The sequence below is a fragment of the Amycolatopsis aidingensis genome, assembly GCF_018885265.1.
GTDB classification, from domain to species: Bacteria; Actinomycetota; Actinomycetes; order Mycobacteriales; family Pseudonocardiaceae; genus Amycolatopsis; species Amycolatopsis aidingensis.
In genome coordinates this window covers 619,242-636,754 of record NZ_CP076538.1, presented here as the reverse complement: position 1 = coordinate 636,754, position 17,513 = coordinate 619,242, and the positions used below count along the sequence as shown (strand labels likewise).

Genomic DNA, 17,513 nt, shown 5'->3' with positions numbered 1-17,513 from the left:
CCACACTAGTGATGTCAAGTAAGGGAACCGGTCAGCCGCCCGGCCGCGGCGATAACAGACAAGATCTGCGAGGACGGCGTGGAGTTCGACGTCACGATCGAAATCCCCAAGGGGGAGCGGAACAAGTACGAGGTGGACCACAAGACGGGGCGGATCAAACTGGATCGCACCCTGTTCACGGCCACCCAGTACCCGGCGGACTACGGGTTCATCGACGACACCCTCGGTCAGGACGGCGATCCGCTCGACGTCATGGTCCTGGTGCAGGAGCCGACCTTTCCCGGCTGCCTGATCCGCGCGCGGGCGATCGGGATGTTCCGGATGACCGACGAGAAGGGCCCGGACGACAAGGTGATCGCCGTGCCATCGGACGACCCGCGGCTGGAGCACCTGCGCGACATCCACCACCTGAACGAGTTCCACAAGCTCGAGATCGAGCACTTCTTCCAGGTCTACAAGGACCTCGAGCCCGCCAAGAGCGTCGAGGGCTCGAACTGGGCGAGCCGCACCGAGGCCGAAAACGAGATCAAGCGTTCCTACGAGCGCGAATCCGCCCGCCTGGCCAAGCTGGCCGAGACCGCCGAGACCGCCGAAGCCACCGACCCCAGCTGACCTCGGCGGCGATCCGGTCGAGAGGGGTCGAACGGCTCGCGCAGCGCCACCGCGATCGCGGCGGTGGCCTGGCTGCGCGGGCCGCACCGAGCCTTGTGCGTGTGCACACCGGCACGCCTAGTCCGGCGCGTTCGATCCCCATGTCCACAACGCGTGCAACACCGGGGCGAGGGCCCGCCCGCGTTCGGTGAGCCGATACCCCACCCGCGGCGGCCAGCCAGGCCTGCGACTCCGATGCACGACGCCACCGCGGACCAGCTCGGCCAGCCGATCGGTGAGGACCTTCTCGGACAGCGCCGGCATGGACCGCGCGAGTTCGGTGAATCCACGCGGCCCGTGCAGGAGCTCGAGCACGACCGGAGCGGCCCATCGCTTGCGCAACACGCCAAGCGCGGACTCGATCGGACACGCCGAGCCGGGTTCGCCCACCGGCGCCGGGCACCGGTCCAGCAACTCGGTCGCCGCGTAGCTGACCGTTTGGTGAGTCACGAAAGCCCTCCTTAGCGTTGCCGGCACCAGTACAGCACGGCCGAGCCGGCCCGAGCGACACCTCGAGATGGAGGGCCCCGTGACACTCGCGGACGAGAAGGCGGACATCGCGGAGACGGTGATCCGCCTCTTTCACGCCCTGGACGCGCACGACTGGACCATGATCCGGACTCTCACCGGCGACCCGATCGATGTCGACTATCCGTCCAAACAGGGTGGTCCGGAACGGCTCGGCGTCGAGGACTTCGTTTCCGGGCTGAAGGGCTTCCTACCTGGATTCGATGCCACCCAGCATCTCGTCGGGTCGATCGTGGCCGAGGTGAGTGACGGAATCACCGCGACGGCTCGGTTCCACGCCCGAGTCACGCACCTGCTCACCGAGGCCGGTGACGATCTGATCTGGACCATCGGCTGTCACTACACGCTCGGCCTCGACCGGCGGGAAGGGAGCTGGAAGCTGCGTTCGTCCCGCGTGCGCGTGGTCTATGAGGAGGGAGACCGCGGCCTGGAAGAGCTGGCGCGCCGGCGGGTCGTTGCCTCCGGCTCACCCGGCTGACCGCAGCACGTCAGGACGTTGTCCGCGCCGGCCGGATACGCACGTGTCAGGAGACCGGCGACTCCGGTGGCCGCACCGTGACGCCCATCGAACGGGCCGTACCCGCGATGGTGCGCATTGCCGCGTCCAGGTCGGCGGTGTTCAGATCGGGCAGCTTGCGCTCGGCGATCTCCCGCAGCTGCTCCGCGCTCAGCGTCCCGGCACCTTCGTGCCCCGGCCGGGAGGACCCCTTGCCGCCCAGCGCCTTGCGGATGAGGAACGCGGTGGGCGGGGTCTTCAGCCGCAGTTCGAAGGAACGGTCCTCGAACACCGCGACCACGGCCGGGACGACATCGCCGCGCTGGTTCGCGGTGGCGGCGTCGTAGGCCCGCTTGACCTCGACCAGGTTCACCCCGGTCTGGCCGAGCATCTTGCCGAGATCCACCACCGGCGCGTCCCCGGCGGTGAGCTCCAGCGTGGCCTGGAAGCTGAGCTTCTTGGCCTTCTTCGGTTGCTTGTTCGGCGACACCACGTCCCCCTTGGTCGTCCTGCTGTTGACGACCGGGAACGCTATAGTCTCCAGCTACTGGAGACTCAAATCGAAAACCCCAGCTCAGTCGCTGATCGGTTCGATCCCCTCGGCATGCCGCCGGGCGAGCTGCTGGTAGACCGCCGCGTTGTGCTCCACCCATACCCTCGCGGAGTCGGTCAGCGGTACGTGCTTCTTCGCCGGGCTGCCCATGGCGATGTGCTCGGCCGGAACCGCCAGGTTCGGGGTCACCGTGGCCCCGGCCGCCACCAGCGCGCGGGTGCCGATCTCGGCCTGGTCCAGCACGGTGGAACCATTGCCGATCAGCGCCTGCTCGCCGACCGTGCAGTCGTGCACGAGGCACTGGTGGCCGACGGTGGCGTTCCTGCCGATCTCGGTCTCGTTGCCCGCGTTCACGTGCACCACCGAGTTGTCCTGGATGTTGGCGCCCTCCCGCACCACGATGCGGCCGAAGTCGGCCCTGAGCACGGCGCCGTACCAGATGGATGCGCCCTTCTCCACGACGACGTCACCGATCAGCGTGGCGGTCGGCGCGATCCAGGCGTCCGGGTGCACGGTGGGGCTGACGCCCTCGAAGGAAAACATCGGCATGGGCCAACCCTACGGGCGGCCGGACCGGTGCGCGATCTCCGGGGATAAACCGGATTGATCCCCCGTAAGGATGACGGTGCACGGACACGGCGGGTCATAGTTTGTCGGGGCCGGCCCCCGGAACCGGCTCGGCGATCAAGGAGCTCCTGATCCTCCCCTGCACAGTTCGTGGAAAGGAGCGACAGCCCATGCGGCTCCGCAAGATCGGACTCGGCGCCGGCGTCCTCCTGGCTTCGGCCGGGTTGATGCTGGGCACGGCGCAAGCGGCGACGGCGGCGCCCGAGTCCACCCCCGACACCGCGCCGGTCGCGGCCTCGGCGGAGGGCGGCGGCGACGTCTCGCCCTATATCGTCGGTGGCAGGCGGGCCAGCCAGACCTACGAGTTCATGGCCTCACTGCAGTCCTCGGGCAGGCATTTCTGCGGCGGCTCGCTGATCCGGTCCAACTGGGTCGTCACCGCCAAACACTGCATCCAGAGCCAGTCCCCCGGCAGGTTCCAGGTACGGGTGGGCAGCACCAGGTACGACTCCGGCGGCACCCTGGTCGGGACCTCCCGGATCGTGCCCGGCTCCGGCGATATCGCGCTGGTGCAGCTGTCCCAGTCGGTGAGCCAGACGCCGATCGACATCGCCGACGCCGGCACCAGCGCGGGCACCGAGACCAGGCTGATCGGCTTCGGCCAGACCTGCGCGACCCGCGGCGGCTGCGGTGCCTCGCGGGACCTGATGGAGATCGACGTCACGGTGCAGGCATCAGGGTGCACCGCCAACTTCGACCCGAACACCGAGCTCTGCCTCGGCGGGGTGCCCAGGGCGGGCGCCTGCTACGGCGACTCCGGCGGGCCCTCCGTCGTGCGGGAAGGCGGCGAGTGGCGGCTGACCGGCGCGACCAGCAGGGCAGGCCGTGGCCAGCCCACCTGCGGTCAGGCACCGGCGATCTACATGAAGGTGCCAGCCTACCGGTCCTGGATCAACGGTGTCGTCGGCGACGATGATGATGACGACCCGCCGCCGCAGGGCTGCGAGGGCGTGCCCGCGTGGCAGGCCGGTGGTTCGTACCAGATCGGCGACGTGGTGGCGCACAACGGCCACCGGTGGGAGGCGATCTGGTACCCGGGTGGTGCCGAGCCGGGCGACCCGACCTCCTGGGCCGTCTGGGAGGACCTCGGTCCCTGCTGATCCGCGGTAGCCGAACCGGTCACTTGGGCCCTCCCCGCGCGGGAGGGCCCAAGTTCGTCCGGAGTTTCTTCCACCCGGCTGTCGAAACCGGTCCCCGCGCTCCGACCTCCGCTGCGAGGCGCCGAGCGGTCGGCGCGGAAAGGACCGATCATGGGACAGCCAGTGGTGCACTTCGTGACGATCGGGACCGACCCGGGGGGCAACCTGGTCGGCGTGGCGGGACCGGCCTGACCGGCTCGGCAGCGGGAGGAACGAGATGAAGTACCTGATCCTGATCTACAGCAACCCGAAGACCTGGGGACACCCGATCTTCGAACGGACCCCGGAGTTCCAGGCGCTGCCGGAGGGCGAGCAGGCCGCGCTGTCCGAGCAGGCAGAGGAACTGCGGCAGGAGATCATCGAGTCCGGGGAGTTCGTGGCGGGAACGGCGCTGGCCGACCCGATACTCGCCAGGACAGTGCGGGTGCGCGACGGCCTTCCGGTGGCCACGGACGGGCCCTACTCGGAGACCAAGGAGCAGCTGGCGGGCTATTTCGTGGTCGACTGCGCGAGCCCGGAGCGGGCGGCCGAGATCGCCGGACGGTTCCCGGACGCCAGGTTCGCCGGGGTCGAGGTGCGCCCGATCATGGAAACCGCAGGCCAGGAAATGTGAGTACGGCTGAGATCGAGGACCTGCTGCGCCGCTCGGCGCCGCAGGTCCTCGCCGCGCTCGTGCGGCACTACGGGCATTTCGAGGCCGCGGAGGACGCGGTGCAGGAGGCGCTGCTCGCGGCCGTGACGCGGTGGCCGGAACAGGGCGTTCCGGAAAGCCCGGCGTCCTGGCTGATCAAGGTCGCCGCGCGCAGGCTGACCGACCAGCTGCGCAGCGAATCGGCGCGCAGGCAGCGGCAGCACAAGGTCGCCGCACTGACCCTGCCGGAGGAGCGGCGCGCGCCCGCAGCCGATGTCACCGGGCCGCTCGACGAAGACGACACGCTCACCCTGCTGATGCTGTGCTGTCACCCCGCGCTGAGCGCATCCGCGCAGATCGCGCTCACCCTGCGCGCGGTCGGCGGGCTGACCACGGCCGAGATCGCCGGGGCGTTCCTGGTGCCAGAAGCCACCATGGCCCAGCGGATCAGCCGGGCCAAGCGGCGGATCAGGGCGGCGGGCGCCCGGTTCCGCCCACCGCCCGAGCGGGAGCGGCCGGATCGGCTGCGCAACGTGCTGCATGTGCTGTACCTGATCTTCAACGAGGGCTACACGGCCAGCTCGGGACCCGAGCTGTACCGCGGCGAGCTGACCGCCGAGGCCATCCGGCTCACCCGTACCGTCCGTGACCTGCGGCCGGAGGACGGTGAGGTCGCCGGGTTGCTCGCGCTCATGCTGCTGGTCGACGCCCGCCGCCCGGCGCGGACCCGGCCGGACGGCGGGCTGATCCCGCTGGCGGAGCAGGATCGCGGCCGGTGGAACCGGGAGTTCATCGAGGAGGGCAGCGCCCTGATCACCAACGCCCTCGTCACAGCCGAGCTCGGGCCGTACCAGGTACAGGCGGCGATCGCCGCGGTGCACGCGGAGGCAACTTGCGCCGGGGACACCGACTGGGTGCAGATCATCGGGCTGTACCGGATCCTGATGCGGCTGGCGCCGAACCCGATGGTCACCCTGAACCACGCCGTGGCGGTGGCCGAGGTGCGTGGCCCGCACGCCGGGCTTGCCCTGCTCGAGGGGCTGGACACCGAAGACCGGTTGTCCGGGCACCACCGGCTGCACGCCGTCCGGGCGCATCTCCTCGAGCTGGCCAGCGAGGCGGAGGCGGCCCGGTCCTGCTACCAGCTGGCCGCGCGGCTGACCACCAGCCTGCCCGAGCAACGCTATCTGCTGGACCGCGCGGCGGATACGATTCGCCGCCGTGACTGAGGACGTGCTCGAGGTCGTGCTTGGGGTGCTGGCGGCGGGGATCAGCGCCGCCATCGGCTGGTTCACCCGTACGTTCCTGTGGCGGCGCAGGCTGCGCCGCAAGCAGCGTTTCCTCGGCCTCCCCCGCGATTCGGACGCCCTGCTCGTGGTCAACCGGCATGCGGGGAGGGAGGACGCGGTGGACCGCTACGACGTGTTCACCCTCCTCGAGCTGTCCGCCTTGATCAAGGACTGCGGCGCGCAGGCCCGGATCGTGGCGCATGACCTGGTCCGCCAGGGCCTCGGCCAGCAGGCCGAGTTCTGTGTCGGCGGGCCGGTGTCCAATCGCCGGATGGCGGCACACCTGCGGGCGTTCCTGCCCGGCGTGGCGGTGAACACCGGGCTGGACCCGGAGGGGCCTGCCGACCAGTGCGTTTTCCAGGTCGGCACGGAGCGCTACCACCTGGAGAAGGGCAATGTGGAGTACGTGATCCTGGCCCGGCTCTCCGCCGAGCGGGGAGCCCGGCCGGTCTTCCTGTTCTGCGGCCAGGTCGCCATCACCAACCAGGCGGCGACTCGCTACCTGGCCCGGCACCATCGCAAGCTCGCCCGCAAGTACCACGACGACTCGTTCTGCCTGCTGCTGAAGGTCGTCAACTCGGAGGCGTACGGGCCGGACATCGTCGAACTCGTCGCCGACGTGACCCGGACGGCACGGGAACCGATTCCGAACTGAGCAGCACGTACGAAAGCGGCCGAGGTTGTCACCCCGGCCGCTTAGCGCTGCGAGCCGCGTAGGGGAATCGAACCCCTGACCTGTTCATTACGAGTGTCCCGCAACACTAGAACCAACGCTTCTAGCAGCGAATACTCGCCGCAGACGTGGCCCAAGAGCGACCCTGCCTACCCCAGTGCACCCCAGTTCGGACCACAGACCGGACCACGGACACCCACGGCCCTGGAGTGACGTAATTCACAATATGCGCTTGTTCTGCACCACGCCCCGCTGACTCCTGCCAGCCCCAGCTAGCCCGTGAGCCATGCACGCAGTCCGCACCCCGGGCCGACCATCCTAACCGCCAGGAATTGAGGATGGTGACACGGTCGTGTCACCATCCTCAATTCCTCCAACTCTCTAGCTGTGGTGCTGATAAACCTTCATCGACAGGACGTGGTCATTACACGCCCACGGCACGTTCTGCGCCCACGAGTTCGGACCGTAGTGCGGCCCGCACTGCGAAACATAATCCTCTTCGGAGTAAATAACCTGGCCACTGCACTGGTTATACGTCCGCCAAGATGAAATACCCGGCAAACCGTCGTTGAAGGACGAAAGGTCAGAGAAGCCCCATCCGGCGGGATCACAAGCGGCGTCGGCAGTCAAACTGTAATGCGGTCCGCCCTGGTAAGAATCCCGGTAGATCCGAACAAGGAGAACCTTCGCCGCAGCGCCGGGTATCTGCGCCCGCGCTTCTTGCTCGGTGGCAGCGCACACGTGGTGCGTCATCCGCGTTTCAGAACTTCCTGGCTTCACCTTGGTAAAGCTAGCAACGCAGTGTCCTTGCGAATTTTCACCGACCTCCGCAGAAGCAGGAGATACCATTAGAATACTGGAAAGCGACATCACAAGAGCTGCAATATAAACCAGAGCCCTCGATCTCTTTTTGGGCGCCCGAACAACAGATTTCATCAGTCCTCCCCTTTGCCTAACGAGAGCCAATACTTAAAAATCCCCCGACTTTAGTGTCAGCATCTTTTAGCCGACCAGACCCAACTTATCGATAGCCACAGCGGACGGATACCACCAAGTGGATGATTAACCTGTCGATCAACGGACCGGCTAAGCGTCAACATTCAAAGTGACACAAATCACCAAGAAACTAGTTGAAGATCGTTCAGAAGTTTGGTAGCAGGAAAGGCAGCAGGTCAGGATGTGGTTGATTCGGCCGAGGCATCACTGCGGCTTCTGACCGTTGCTGGATATGTCCGAGAGTAATAGGGCGCGAGAAGTCAACGCCGTACTCCGCACCAGAAGTGATAGTCAAGCAGAGGTCATCAGGTGCCGTGCCAGTGCCAATGGCCACGACATACGACTCTGACAGGTTGGTGCAGATCGCGAGCCAACCGCTCGCAAAGTGCCACACCCTCGCCTCAACATGCTGAGCTTCGACGTTCCAACTCACTAACGGCCACGTCGAGAAGATCGCGACTTGCTCGTCAGCATGTCGTCGAAGCCGCTCGCCTAGCTCGTCGCGGCGCTCGGGCAAAGTGAACGGCTCGATAACGTCGAGGAAACGTCCCACTGCCATGCCCGGCGAACGCCATCCTCCCAGCGGCGAATCCGTTGATTTGAAGGTCGTTCGAGGCAGTGTACCCACGAGTACTCCAGCCTCACCGGTCGACGTACGATGGCCTAGCCACACTGGCGAGTTGGGCGTGTTGTCAACAGCCTCCAGCCACCGCTGTCCATCCCACGATGGTTCAAGGCCGTAGATGGTGAACGTCAGTGGTGGCGCGACGGGGGCAGGGATGCGCTCTGCGGTAGGGCCGTTTTCCATGGTCTTATCGTGCCCTATCTGTCGCTCGTTCGCATCGGCCAAGCGAAATACGCCAGTCCAGCACATCGAACAACTTACCATCCGGGGGTTCGCTATGGTTATCAGCCCGGTGTGAGCAAGGGCGCGCCGCTAGCCAGCCTAGCAAGCCCAGGCCGACCAGGACGTAACTAGCCCCGATGATGTGTTGCCACCAAGACCAATCTAGTTCAGCCAGATTTCCGCTAGGTAGGTATTGATGTACGCCGACCACAAATACAGCTCCCAAGAGCATGCCGAGGCAGCGTCCACGCACGCCAATGCTGGAACTGAAACCCAACAGTATGACCACGGCGGGCACGACCCAAACCCAATGATGCGACCAACTAACCGGCGACGCTAACAGACCGCCGACTGCTATTGCCAGCAGGGCAATTCCATCGTTTCCGACAGAACGAGCCCGATAGGCCGAAACTCCAGCAAGCGCCATTGCCAACAATACCAAAAATGCCCATATCGAAGTCCTAACCCAACCTTCCGGAAGAAGCCGTGACAGTACGCCCTGAAAGCTCTGATTAAACGCGTATTCCAGTCCACCAATACGGGCTGGATCAATTAACGCTTGAAACCAGTATGTAATACTGTCGGATGGGACGAGAATCAACGCAAGGACGCCACAAGCCAAGAACGCTGCCAGGCTCCATAACGCAGCTCTATACTGTCTGCGCACAAGGAAGAACAGCACGAACACCGCAGGAGTCAATTTAACTGCCGCAGCTACACCGACGAGAATTCCACGCGGCCACCGAAGACGATATCGCAGGCAATCCACCACCACCATTGCCATCAGAATAAGATTGACTTGACCAAAGCTAATCGTTGACTTTACAGGTTCGAATATGAACCAAACCGCCGCTACCGCAAGAGCCACCGTTGCGGCATAGCCTCGATTAGGCCAGGTTCGCCTTGCAAATATCACCGTTGTTGCAAGCAGTCCAAGAACACTGAAAAGTGTCATAATCACTTTGGCCAAATGCCAAGGAACCAATGTCAACGGCACGAACAGCAAGGCCGAAAATGGCGGGTAAGTAAACGGTAACGGCATCCCCGGAACTAACTCAGGGAAATCCGCAGAATACAAGCCGATACCGCTCAATAATGCGCGCCCACCAGCCCGGTATACATGGATGTCAAGAAAGCCTGAAAAGAATACGAAATGAACAAATGTTGACGCCAGGAGGATAACCACGGAGACTCGACGTAAAGCTGACATGCGACAGGTACGCCGTGCTTTCCGCGCGGTCATATAATGACTGTCCCGTGATACCCGTCTCCACGTCATGTTGCGCATTGTGCCAGGCATCAAGTGCGTTGACTTCAAGGGGTCATGGACCCAGAACGCTAGCCACATGCCGCTAGTAATAGCGTTAACTCACGATCTCTAGGGCTAGGTCGACCGCAACGCAGACGCATCGAGTAGCGCAGATACTATCTGTCGTGAAACCTGAAGGAAGGAACCCCAATGGCAGACTCGGCTGACCTCGGTGTGCAGCGGACCCTTGTACTTCTCAAGCCTGATGCCGTCTCGCGCGGCCTGGCTGGCCGGATCATCACGCGCTTCGAGGACGCCGCGTTGAAGATTGTCGGCACCAAGATGAAGCACATGGACGCCGAGTTCACGCGTAAGCACTACTTCGACCTCGAAGAGCGGCTTGGCAAGGAGATCTACGACTGCACCGCCGGTTTCATGCAGACCGGACCGGTTATCGCGCTGGCGCTCGAAGGTGTGGACGCCGTGGCCAAGGTCCGGAAGATCATCGGCAGCACCTACCCGAACGACGCCGCGCCGGGCACCGTACGTGGCGACTTCGCGCACCAGACCAAGGCATCGTCCGAGGTCAGCGGCAAGGCAGTGATGAACCTCGTGCACGCTTCCGGCAACGCCGAGGAAGCCAAGTACGAAGTTGAGCTTTGGTTCCCGGCTGGCGAGCTGTTCGACTACGAGACGCTCGCTGAGAAGCTCGCGTACTGACGGTGGGAGCAGACGCGACGATGGCAGCCGACTCGGACAATCGCGTGCCGCTGGACGAACTTCACGCTGCCTTCGACCGTGAGGTAACCACCGACAAGCGGGCCGCCGCCGAGACCGCTTACGCGCTCGCATTCCGGTACCGCAACGAGGACGTTGGCGGCGCCCGCCACTTCGACCTGGCGAAGGTGTGGGCCAACCGCGCCATAGAGCTGCTGGACGAACTTCCGTCCGCTCGGCTCGACCAGGTGGCAAGCACTCGCATGTCCGTCGGTGGCGTTCCCCTGCCTGAGTTCTTGCACGCGGATGTGGTGCGTGAACGTCTCGCGGACGTACTTGCCTGACGACCTGCGCGAGCGGTCCCGACGCTTGGGAGTCGGGACCGCTCGGCGGTCAGTTCTTGAGCACCTCGTCCAAGTGTTCCTGCACCGGTCCGAAAAGGCCGTACGGCACGTACTCAGCAAGCTGACCGTGTTCCAGCCACGCAAGCTCGGCTAGTTCCTCGTTGTCCACCACGGTCGCCTCGCCTGTCACATAGTCGCACGCTACGTAGATCATGGTCCGGCCGGTATTCGGGTGCACCCGCTCGCCAAGAACCTTGGACTCGGCGACGGTCAGACCGGTCTCTTCGCGAACCTCGCGTACAGCCGCTTGGATTGCCGACTCTCCCTCTTCGACTTCCCCTGCCGGGAACTGCCACGACAGGCTGCCTTCCTTTACCCGCCGTCGGACGAGAAGCACTTTCGCGTCCTTGACGACGACTGCGGCAGCGATCGGCGGCTGCGGGGCCTCGGTCGTCGGCTCAGTCACTCGGTACCTCCAAAGCGTCCAGTATTGGCGGGAAAATCTGCTCGGCCGGGATGAAGCGCGTCAATTTGCTCTTGTCAGCCCAGATGACGCTAACATTCTCGACAACGTCGACGTTCTCTGCGTCTCCGGCCAGGTAGTCACACAGTAGGTACTCGCAAAATACGTTCGTAACCGGGTGCAAACGGCTACCGAGGCCGCGAACCACAACGCAGTGAACGCCGGTCTCGGCGAGAGTCTCGCGGACCGCGACGGTCTCCGGCTGGACGCCAGGCTTGACCATGCCCGCCGGGAACTGCCACGAGATCCCCTGACCGTCGTCGCCTCTTCGACAGACCAGAAGCACTTTCTTCTCTGTCGCCACAACGGCGATCGCCACTTTCAACATCTGGGCGGGGTCTGAGCCACTCGACACTGCCTCTGCGCCCTCGCTCACGATGAGCGCGAACCTAGACTTTGCCGCGTCCGGCGCCTGGTCGAGCACCGTATCCAGGAGTTGTTGCATCTCTGTCCGTGGCGTCAGGTCTGGTCGTTCATGCCACTTGCCAACTGTCCGGATCGCTACGCCGAGATGCTTCGCGAACGCATCGTTAGTCATGCGCAGGGCGGCTTGCAGAGCGCACGCCGTGCGGCCGGTCCAGTCGTTCACCATCCCCATCGATCCGGCCCCCCGGAACCTTGAAGTGCACTGCCAGTGCATCGGAAGTGCACTGCCGATGCCTGTGCAGTACATCGTTTGTGCAGGGGATTCGGCGTTGACTGAGAGACATGAAATTCAGTCATCAGAGACCCCTACCGATCCCGCTCTTTCCGTACCGCAGCGACATTCTCAGCGACGGTGGCGACATTGGCGTTGATCTCGTTAAGCCGGTCACCGAAAGCGTCGATCCGGGCCAGACGGTCGTTTATCTGACGCAACTGGTGCTCGATCACAGCGAGTCGGCCGGGCACGTCGTCATCCGGGCGTACGACGGGTTCGCCCACTTCAGGCGGCCTGCGCTGGGCGAGAACGGCGGCCAGGTGTCCGGGGTGCCAGTCAAGCGCGACCGAGAGCGCCTCCAGGGTGCGGTCGCTACGGCGGCGCTGGACAACGTTGTGCTGAATCTCGCGGACAACGGCTTTCGAGAGCTGCGATCGCATAATGACTTCGCGCTGGCTCACGCCAAGCTGCGCCATGCGCTGATTGATTGCGCTAGCGACTGCCGCCCAGTCTTCCGTCACGTATTCCTCCGCGCTCCGCCTCGGCCCCGAGGGTAGCGCGAACCGGAAATCGCCAAGTCGGCCCGAGGGCACGCGCGGGCATTTCAGCGCTTCGCGTCGTCATTCGGGATGAAATCATCCATGTATTACGGATTAAAACATCCATCCAGATCTTCAACCTTGGGGAACAAATCCAATGGATACCAACATGACGAACGCCAGTCCGGCGTTCTACACAGTCCAAGAAGCCGCACGCATCCTGCGCGTCAACCCGGTCACGCTGTACCGCGCGATCAGGGACGACGCTTTCCCGGCCGTCCGTATCCGCACCCGTTACGTGGTCCCGGCAGCCGCACTCAACCGGCTGATCGCCGAGGTCACCGAGTCGGGTGGATGCATCGATCTCGCCGAGGTGGTCACCAGGTGGCGCACCGCCCGCGAGCTCGGCCGTGCGTCGGGGGGTGCGTCGTGGTGAACCGAGACGACTACGAGCAGATGGCCGCCAGGTTGGACCGCTATGCCGGGGTGCCGGATGCGGTGCTGTACCGGGTGGTGACCCGAGACGGTCTGTGCTTCTGGGCGTTCGATCGCACCGAGTTGCCGGAGCTGTCCGGTCAGGAGGATGTGGATCGGGAGTTGGCCGCGTGGATGTGCGCGGGCTGCCCGGTGATGGATGAGTGTCTGGAGCTGGAGCTGCGCACTGCCGGTGAGTCCACGGTGGGTGTGTGGGGTGCGCTGCCGGACACAGATCGGCGGGCGGTGTGGCGGGTGTGGAAGGTCCGCCACCCCAACCGTCGCCGTGGGGGTGAGCAGCCGTGACGCTCAACCTCACCGTGGAACAGGTGCTGGCCGGGTTCGGTGTGCTGCTGGCGCTGGTGCTGGTGTGGCGGGCCGGGTCGCGCCAGGCGCGCCGGGCGGCCGAGACCGCGCGGGCGGGTGCGCGGGTGGTGTCGCTGGCCGGGCGGGTGCTGTTGATGGCCGCCGCGTTCGTCGGCGTGCAGTGGGTGGTGATCACCCAGATCGACAACCCGACGCTGCTGGTGGTGGCGCTGGCGCTGCCGGATCTGATCGCGGCTTATGTGCTGACACGTGCGTTGACCGTGACCGAGATCGGCACCGCCCGGCGCCGGGGTGGTGGTCACCGATGACCACGCCGCAGAAGGGACGGGAAGGGGTGGCCGCCGCTGGGCGGCCACCCGCCCCCGACCGGCCGCAGGACGCCACCCATGTGCCGCTGACACGTGGGCAGCGGTTGGCGCGGGATGCGGCCGAGGCGGCCGAGGTCCGTGCGCACCAGACGCATCCGGATGTGGTGGCGTTGCGGGTGGAGCGGGTACGGGCGCAGGTGGATCGGTGGTGCTGGGCCGGGATCGTGCTCGGGCTGGCGTTCACGATGACCAACGTGCAGCACTTCGCCGCCGCCGGGGCGGCGGTGTGGTCGCTGCCGTGGCTGGCGGCGTGGCTGCTGGATCCGATGGTGTCGCTGGTGCTGCTGGCGATCCTGCGGGCCGAGCAGGTCACCGCCCGCTACCAGGTCCCCACCGGCCGATGGGTGCGTGCCGCGAAGTGGCTGGCGCTGGCGGCCACCTATGTGATGAACACGTGGACCTCGTATGCGGTCGGGTCGCTGTCGGGGATCGTGCTGCACTCGGTGCCGCCGTTGATGGTGTTCGCCGCTGCCGAGGCGGTCACGGATCTGCGGGACAAGCTGACCGAGGCGGTGACGGTGGCGTTCACCGACGCTGCCCGCCGGTCCGCCCCGGCCGGGGCGGACCGGGTTCACGAACAACGGCCGGACACCGCCCGGCGGTCGGCTCGGCGGCCGGGTACGCGGGCGCGGCGGCGGAAGCTGTTCGGTGACTACCTCGCCGAGGCCAGGGACTCCTGGACGCCGGGGGTGGTGGTGAGTCCCGCGTGGATTCGGCAGGTCACCGGCTGCTCGCGGGGCCTGTCGCCCCGGCTGGCCGCCGCCCTGGCGGCCGAACTCGAGGACTCCGCACCGGGCGAGGGGGTGCCGGAGTGAACGCCGAGGACGCGCCGCTGAACACCCCACCGGAGGGTGCGGTGAACGGTGCCGGGACGCTCGCCCGCACGGCTTCACGTGAGGTCGACTCGGCGGTGTTGGATGGTGAGCTGGTCGACCACGGGCCGGTGCCGCGCCCGCGTTCACGCCGGGCACGGTTGGCCGCGTGGTGGCAGCATTCCCCGCGTGTGCCGGTCGCGTTCCAGGGCGGTCCGCAGGGGCGGCAGGCCGCCAAGGATGCCGTTGCGGCCGTAGTGCGTTCGCCCTGGCGCTACCTCGGTGCCGTTGCCCGGGGTGTGGTGGCGGGTGTGCGGTGGTGGCGCCGCTGGGTCACCGTGCGGGACTACCGCGAGGCGGCCGAGGAGTCGGAGAAGCTGGCGGACAAGTTCACCGAGATCCGGGAACTGACCCTGTTCCGCTGGCGGGTCACCGGCGCCATCGCGGCGGCCGTGACCGTGGCCGGGACGCTGGGGGTGTTCCTGGACGGCTGGCGCCCGCTCTGGATCACGGGCGGGGTCGCGTCGGTGGCGCTGGCCATCCTCGGCAGGCGGAAAGACGGCAGCCCCGGCCGCAAGGCCGTGCTGGCCGGGCCGCGCTCGCTGACCTGGACGATGGACCCGCAGGTGCTGGTGGACGCCTTCCGGGACGCGAAGCTGATCGGCAAGGACGAATCGCTACGGCTGGTCGAGCGCGCGCACCGCGAAGGCGACGGGTGGGCCGTGACCGTGGACCTGCCCGCCACCCGCAAGGCGGCCGATGTGGTGAAGAACCGCGAGGCACTCGCCTCCGCGCTGGCGGTGGACGAGATCCAGCTGATGGCCGAGCGAGTACGCGGCCGGGGCGGGCACGCCGGCCGGGTGGCGCTGTGGGTGGCCGACGCCGACCCCTACGACAAACCCCCGATGCGGACACCGCTGCTCGGGGTGGAGCAGTGGGACGCCTGGCGGCCGGTGCCCTTCGGGCGGGACGCCCGCGACCGGCGCATTGACGTGCCGCTGGTGTGGACCTCGCTCCTGGTGGGGGCGATCCCGAGGCAGGGCAAGACCGTGGCCACCCGCACCGCGGCCGCCGGGATGATCCTCGACCCACACACCCGCGTGTACGTGGCCGATTTCAAGGGCGGCAAGGACTGGATGGCCGCCGCGCAGGTGGCCCACCGGTTCCTCTCCGGCGACGACACCGACCACGTCCTGGCCTTGTTGGACTGGCTGGTGGAGCTGGTGGCCGAGGTCCAGGGCCGGTACCGGCGGATGCGGGAACTGGACGACACCATCTGCCCGGAATCGAAGATCACCCCGCAGATGTCGCGCGACCCCGCGCTGGGCATGCCGATCACCCCGGTGTTCATCGACGAGGTGCAGGTGCCGTTGGAAGACCGGACCCCCGTTCAGGTGCAGGGCAAGAAGGTCCCGGCGGGTGAGTACATCGGCGAGTTGCTCACCTGGCTGGCCAAGAAAGCCCCGGCCGCCGGGATCGTGCTGGTGCTGGCCACACAGCGGCCGGACTCCAAAACCATCCCGTCCGGACTGCGGGCGGTGCTCGGGTCCCGGTTCGCGCTGCGCGTGATGGACTGGCGCGACAGCAACATCATCCTCGGCGAACAGATGAACACCCGTGGGTTCGACTCCAGCCGACTGCTGCCCTCGCACAAGGGGGTGGGCATCCTGCGGCCGGACGGGGAGACCGAGGCCGGGGCCGATGTGCTCGCGCTGATGGTGCGCACCTACCTGATGACCGGTGCAGACTGGCATGCCCTCTGCCACCACGGCCGCGCCCTTCGCGAGGCAGCCGGAACACTCAGCGGCCACGCTGCCGGGCAGGACACCCACCCGGTGCCTGACCACACCGCCGTGGCCAAGACCATCGGCGCGTCCACCCGCGAGCCACTGGGCGCCCGGCGGCCGGTCGAGCTGCCCGAACCGCTCGGCGCCGTGGTCGACTACCTCGGCGACGACCTCGACCAGCGCGAGTTCATCCCCAGCACCGAGCTGGTCGACGCGCTCGACATCGACGCGACCGCGTTCGGGCGCCAGATGGGCGAACTCGGGTGCCGCTCCGACCGGACGCGGGTGCCACGCGGCGACGGCACCACCCGGCAGGTACGCGGCTACCACACCGCCGACATCCGGGCCGCCATCGAACGCTGCCGCAACGGCACCCCCACCGACGCCGAGGTGGTCGAGGACGACCCGTAACCCGTCACCAACCCGTCCCGCCTACCCGTCACGCCGTCACACCCGGCGTGACGGGTACATATCTATCCTGAGCTGCGCAAACAGTGCCCGTGACGGGTGAGACGGGTACGCCCGAACCCGTCACGCCCGTCACGAATCCGCCGAGCCGAGCCGCTTCCGGGACGTGGTGGCGACCCGTCACACCGTGCGCAAGCGATGGTCAACCAACCGCACCAAGGCGTCCTGCCGGGTCTTCCACGGCCCGCCGGGCACCGTCAGCAGGTGCGGGGCGGTGGTGGCCTGCCACCCACCACTCCGGCGACCGGTTGCCGTGCGGACGGGTTCCAGCCAGCCGAGCAGGGTCACGTCCTCGACAGGACCGGTGAGCACCCGCCAGCCGGGCCGCACCGGATCGGTCGAACGTGCCAGCCGAACCGAGTCCAGATCCACCGCGCCCCGCCGGACCGGCGCATGCCGCGCCCGCTTCGACGGCTTGGTGTCCACACTGGATTCCGTGACAGATTCCGTGACATCGGCCGGTGGCACCGCGTCGCGCCGGGTCGCTACCGGAGCCACCATCGGTGACGTCACGGTTCGCGTCACGTTATCGGTCGCGGTGCGCAGCCGCTCCACCTCGGCGGCCGGATCGGCACCGGCCAGCAACGCGGCACGCAACGCAGCGGTCGCAGCCTCCACCTCGGCGACCGCCGTCAGCGCGTCACCGCGTTCACTGCTGATCCGGGCGCGCCGGGCGCGCTGCCGACATGCCGGACCGTGGTAGCGCGGGCGCCGACCACGCCCCGAGACCGCCCGCTCCGGTAGCGGCTGGCCACACCCCGCACACAGTGACGACATGCCCGATCCATTCCGTGACTCATTTCGTGACCAATCGAGGGTGTCACGAAACGAGTCA

The 17,513-nt window shown here is 66.6% G+C and carries 23 protein-coding genes; 13 read left to right on the top strand and 10 right to left on the bottom strand.

Annotation, left to right across the window (positions count from 1 at the left end):
- The first annotated feature begins 78 nt into the window (after positions 1–78).
- Positions 79–612 carry an inorganic diphosphatase gene (locus tag KOI47_RS03150; protein ID WP_216213811.1) on the top strand — a complete coding sequence of 178 codons (534 nt, stop codon included), beginning with the start codon at positions 79–81 and terminating at the stop codon, positions 610–612.
- A gap of 117 nt (positions 613–729) precedes the next feature.
- Here KOI47_RS03150 and KOI47_RS03145 read toward each other — a convergent pair whose 3' ends face one another.
- Positions 730–1,101, bottom strand: a complete 372-nt coding sequence (locus tag KOI47_RS03145; RefSeq protein ID WP_216213809.1) for a winged helix-turn-helix transcriptional regulator — start codon at positions 1,099–1,101, stop codon at positions 730–732.
- A 79-nt stretch (positions 1,102–1,180) separates the two neighbouring features.
- Here KOI47_RS03145 and KOI47_RS03140 point away from each other — a divergent pair, with 79 nt between their 5' ends.
- Complete coding sequence (locus KOI47_RS03140) at positions 1,181–1,657, top strand: nuclear transport factor 2 family protein (RefSeq protein WP_216213807.1); 477 nt, start codon at positions 1,181–1,183, stop codon at positions 1,655–1,657.
- Positions 1,658–1,703: 46 nt separating this feature from the next.
- Here KOI47_RS03140 and KOI47_RS03135 read toward each other — a convergent pair whose 3' ends face one another.
- Both KOI47_RS03135 and KOI47_RS03130 read right to left on the bottom strand, forming a co-directional pair.
- Positions 1,704–2,165: an uL11 family ribosomal protein gene (locus KOI47_RS03135; RefSeq protein WP_216213805.1), complete on the bottom strand. Its 462-nt coding sequence runs from the start codon at positions 2,163–2,165 to the stop codon at positions 1,704–1,706.
- A gap of 84 nt (positions 2,166–2,249) precedes the next feature.
- On the bottom strand, positions 2,250–2,777 hold the full coding sequence (locus KOI47_RS03130) for a gamma carbonic anhydrase family protein (protein WP_216213804.1): 528 nt from the start codon (positions 2,775–2,777) through the stop codon (positions 2,250–2,252).
- A 188-nt stretch (positions 2,778–2,965) separates the two neighbouring features.
- Between KOI47_RS03130 and KOI47_RS03125 the strand changes: the two genes are divergently transcribed.
- The 4 genes from KOI47_RS03125 to KOI47_RS03110 all read left to right on the top strand — a co-directional run bounded on the left by KOI47_RS03125 (position 2,966) and on the right by KOI47_RS03110 (position 6,569).
- The gene (locus KOI47_RS03125) at positions 2,966–3,955 is read left to right on the top strand and encodes a trypsin-like serine protease (protein WP_232376513.1); all 990 of its coding nucleotides are present in this window, start codon (positions 2,966–2,968) and stop codon (positions 3,953–3,955) included.
- Between the two features lie 256 nt (positions 3,956–4,211).
- Positions 4,212–4,607, top strand: a complete 396-nt coding sequence (locus KOI47_RS03120; protein ID WP_216213803.1) for a YciI family protein — start codon at positions 4,212–4,214, stop codon at positions 4,605–4,607.
- On the top strand, positions 4,604–5,854 hold the full coding sequence (locus KOI47_RS03115; protein ID WP_216213801.1) for an RNA polymerase sigma factor: 1,251 nt from the start codon (positions 4,604–4,606) through the stop codon (positions 5,852–5,854). Before KOI47_RS03120 ends, KOI47_RS03115 begins: the two co-directional genes overlap by 4 nt.
- Positions 5,847–6,569, top strand: a complete 723-nt coding sequence (locus tag KOI47_RS03110; protein WP_216213799.1) for a hypothetical protein — start codon at positions 5,847–5,849, stop codon at positions 6,567–6,569. The genes KOI47_RS03115 and KOI47_RS03110 overlap by 8 nt, the downstream gene beginning before the upstream one ends.
- A gap of 399 nt (positions 6,570–6,968) precedes the next feature.
- Here KOI47_RS03110 and KOI47_RS03105 read toward each other — a convergent pair whose 3' ends face one another.
- From KOI47_RS03105 to KOI47_RS03095, 3 genes are all read right to left on the bottom strand, one after another.
- Positions 6,969–7,523, bottom strand: coding sequence for a hypothetical protein (locus KOI47_RS03105; RefSeq protein ID WP_216213797.1), 555 nt, complete (start codon positions 7,521–7,523; stop codon positions 6,969–6,971).
- A 205-nt stretch (positions 7,524–7,728) separates the two neighbouring features.
- Positions 7,729–8,211: a hypothetical protein gene (locus KOI47_RS03100; protein WP_216213795.1), complete on the bottom strand. Its 483-nt coding sequence runs from the start codon at positions 8,209–8,211 to the stop codon at positions 7,729–7,731.
- Positions 8,212–8,395: 184 nt separating this feature from the next.
- Entirely contained in the window at positions 8,396–9,616 is a 1,221-nt protein-coding gene (locus KOI47_RS03095) for a glycosyltransferase 87 family protein (RefSeq protein WP_216213793.1), read from the bottom strand.
- 273 nt (positions 9,617–9,889) lie between these two features.
- Between KOI47_RS03095 and KOI47_RS03090 the strand changes: the two genes are divergently transcribed.
- Positions 9,890–10,399, top strand: a complete 510-nt coding sequence (locus KOI47_RS03090; protein ID WP_216213791.1) for a nucleoside-diphosphate kinase — start codon at positions 9,890–9,892, stop codon at positions 10,397–10,399.
- 20 nt (positions 10,400–10,419) lie between these two features.
- Positions 10,420–10,740 carry a hypothetical protein gene (locus tag KOI47_RS03085; RefSeq protein ID WP_216213789.1) on the top strand — a complete coding sequence of 107 codons (321 nt, stop codon included), beginning with the start codon at positions 10,420–10,422 and terminating at the stop codon, positions 10,738–10,740.
- Positions 10,741–10,789: 49 nt separating this feature from the next.
- Here KOI47_RS03085 and KOI47_RS03080 read toward each other — a convergent pair whose 3' ends face one another.
- From KOI47_RS03080 to KOI47_RS03070, 3 genes are all read right to left on the bottom strand, one after another.
- The gene (locus tag KOI47_RS03080) at positions 10,790–11,206 is read right to left on the bottom strand and encodes an NUDIX hydrolase (RefSeq protein WP_216213787.1); all 417 of its coding nucleotides are present in this window, start codon (positions 11,204–11,206) and stop codon (positions 10,790–10,792) included.
- On the bottom strand, positions 11,199–11,801 hold the full coding sequence (locus tag KOI47_RS03075) for an NUDIX hydrolase (protein WP_216213785.1): 603 nt from the start codon (positions 11,799–11,801) through the stop codon (positions 11,199–11,201). The genes KOI47_RS03080 and KOI47_RS03075 overlap by 8 nt, the downstream gene beginning before the upstream one ends.
- A 194-nt stretch (positions 11,802–11,995) precedes the next feature.
- The gene (locus tag KOI47_RS03070; protein WP_216213782.1) at positions 11,996–12,424 is read right to left on the bottom strand and encodes a transcriptional regulator; all 429 of its coding nucleotides are present in this window, start codon (positions 12,422–12,424) and stop codon (positions 11,996–11,998) included.
- A 187-nt stretch (positions 12,425–12,611) separates the two neighbouring features.
- Between KOI47_RS03070 and KOI47_RS03065 the strand changes: the two genes are divergently transcribed.
- The 5 genes from KOI47_RS03065 to KOI47_RS03045 are packed head-to-tail and all read left to right on the top strand — an operon-like array spanning position 12,612 to position 16,621.
- On the top strand, positions 12,612–12,878 hold the full coding sequence (locus KOI47_RS03065) for a helix-turn-helix domain-containing protein (RefSeq protein WP_232376512.1): 267 nt from the start codon (positions 12,612–12,614) through the stop codon (positions 12,876–12,878).
- A complete protein-coding gene (locus tag KOI47_RS03060) occupies positions 12,875–13,222 on the top strand; it encodes a WhiB family transcriptional regulator (RefSeq protein WP_232376511.1) in 348 nt (115 codons plus the stop codon). Before KOI47_RS03065 ends, KOI47_RS03060 begins: the two co-directional genes overlap by 4 nt.
- Positions 13,219–13,551: a hypothetical protein gene (locus KOI47_RS03055; protein WP_216213776.1), complete on the top strand. Its 333-nt coding sequence runs from the start codon at positions 13,219–13,221 to the stop codon at positions 13,549–13,551. Before KOI47_RS03060 ends, KOI47_RS03055 begins: the two co-directional genes overlap by 4 nt.
- A complete protein-coding gene (locus KOI47_RS03050; RefSeq protein ID WP_232376510.1) occupies positions 13,548–14,426 on the top strand; it encodes a hypothetical protein in 879 nt (292 codons plus the stop codon). Before KOI47_RS03055 ends, KOI47_RS03050 begins: the two co-directional genes overlap by 4 nt.
- Before the next feature lie 41 nt (positions 14,427–14,467).
- Complete coding sequence (locus KOI47_RS03045) at positions 14,468–16,621, top strand: FtsK/SpoIIIE domain-containing protein (RefSeq protein ID WP_232376814.1); 2,154 nt, start codon at positions 14,468–14,470, stop codon at positions 16,619–16,621.
- 177 nt (positions 16,622–16,798) lie between these two features.
- On the opposite strand, the gene KOI47_RS03040 is transcribed toward KOI47_RS03045, so the two are convergent.
- Entirely contained in the window at positions 16,799–17,455 is a 657-nt protein-coding gene (locus KOI47_RS03040) for a hypothetical protein (protein WP_216213773.1), read from the bottom strand.
- Positions 17,456–17,513: the final 58 nt, after the last annotated feature.

Excerpts from the sequence above, each read along its gene's own strand:
- KOI47_RS03040 (WP_216213773.1), bottom strand. The coding sequence starts at position 17,455 with ATGTCGTCACTGTGTGCGGGGTGTGGCCAGCCGCTACCGGAGCGGGCG.
- KOI47_RS03130 (WP_216213804.1), bottom strand. The coding sequence starts at position 2,777 with ATGCCGATGTTTTCCTTCGAGGGCGTCAGCCCCACCGTGCACCCGGAC.
- KOI47_RS03085 (WP_216213789.1), top strand. The coding sequence starts at position 10,420 with ATGGCAGCCGACTCGGACAATCGCGTGCCGCTGGACGAACTTCACGCT.
- KOI47_RS03105 (WP_216213797.1), bottom strand. The coding sequence starts at position 7,523 with ATGAAATCTGTTGTTCGGGCGCCCAAAAAGAGATCGAGGGCTCTGGTT.
- KOI47_RS03050 (WP_232376510.1), top strand. The coding sequence starts at position 13,548 with ATGACCACGCCGCAGAAGGGACGGGAAGGGGTGGCCGCCGCTGGGCGG.
- KOI47_RS03075 (WP_216213785.1), bottom strand. The coding sequence starts at position 11,801 with ATGACTAACGATGCGTTCGCGAAGCATCTCGGCGTAGCGATCCGGACA.
- KOI47_RS03125 (WP_232376513.1), top strand. The coding sequence starts at position 2,966 with ATGCGGCTCCGCAAGATCGGACTCGGCGCCGGCGTCCTCCTGGCTTCG.
- KOI47_RS03065 (WP_232376512.1), top strand. The coding sequence starts at position 12,612 with ATGACGAACGCCAGTCCGGCGTTCTACACAGTCCAAGAAGCCGCACGC.
- KOI47_RS03090 (WP_216213791.1), top strand. The coding sequence starts at position 9,890 with ATGGCAGACTCGGCTGACCTCGGTGTGCAGCGGACCCTTGTACTTCTC.
- KOI47_RS03120 (WP_216213803.1), top strand. The coding sequence starts at position 4,212 with ATGAAGTACCTGATCCTGATCTACAGCAACCCGAAGACCTGGGGACAC.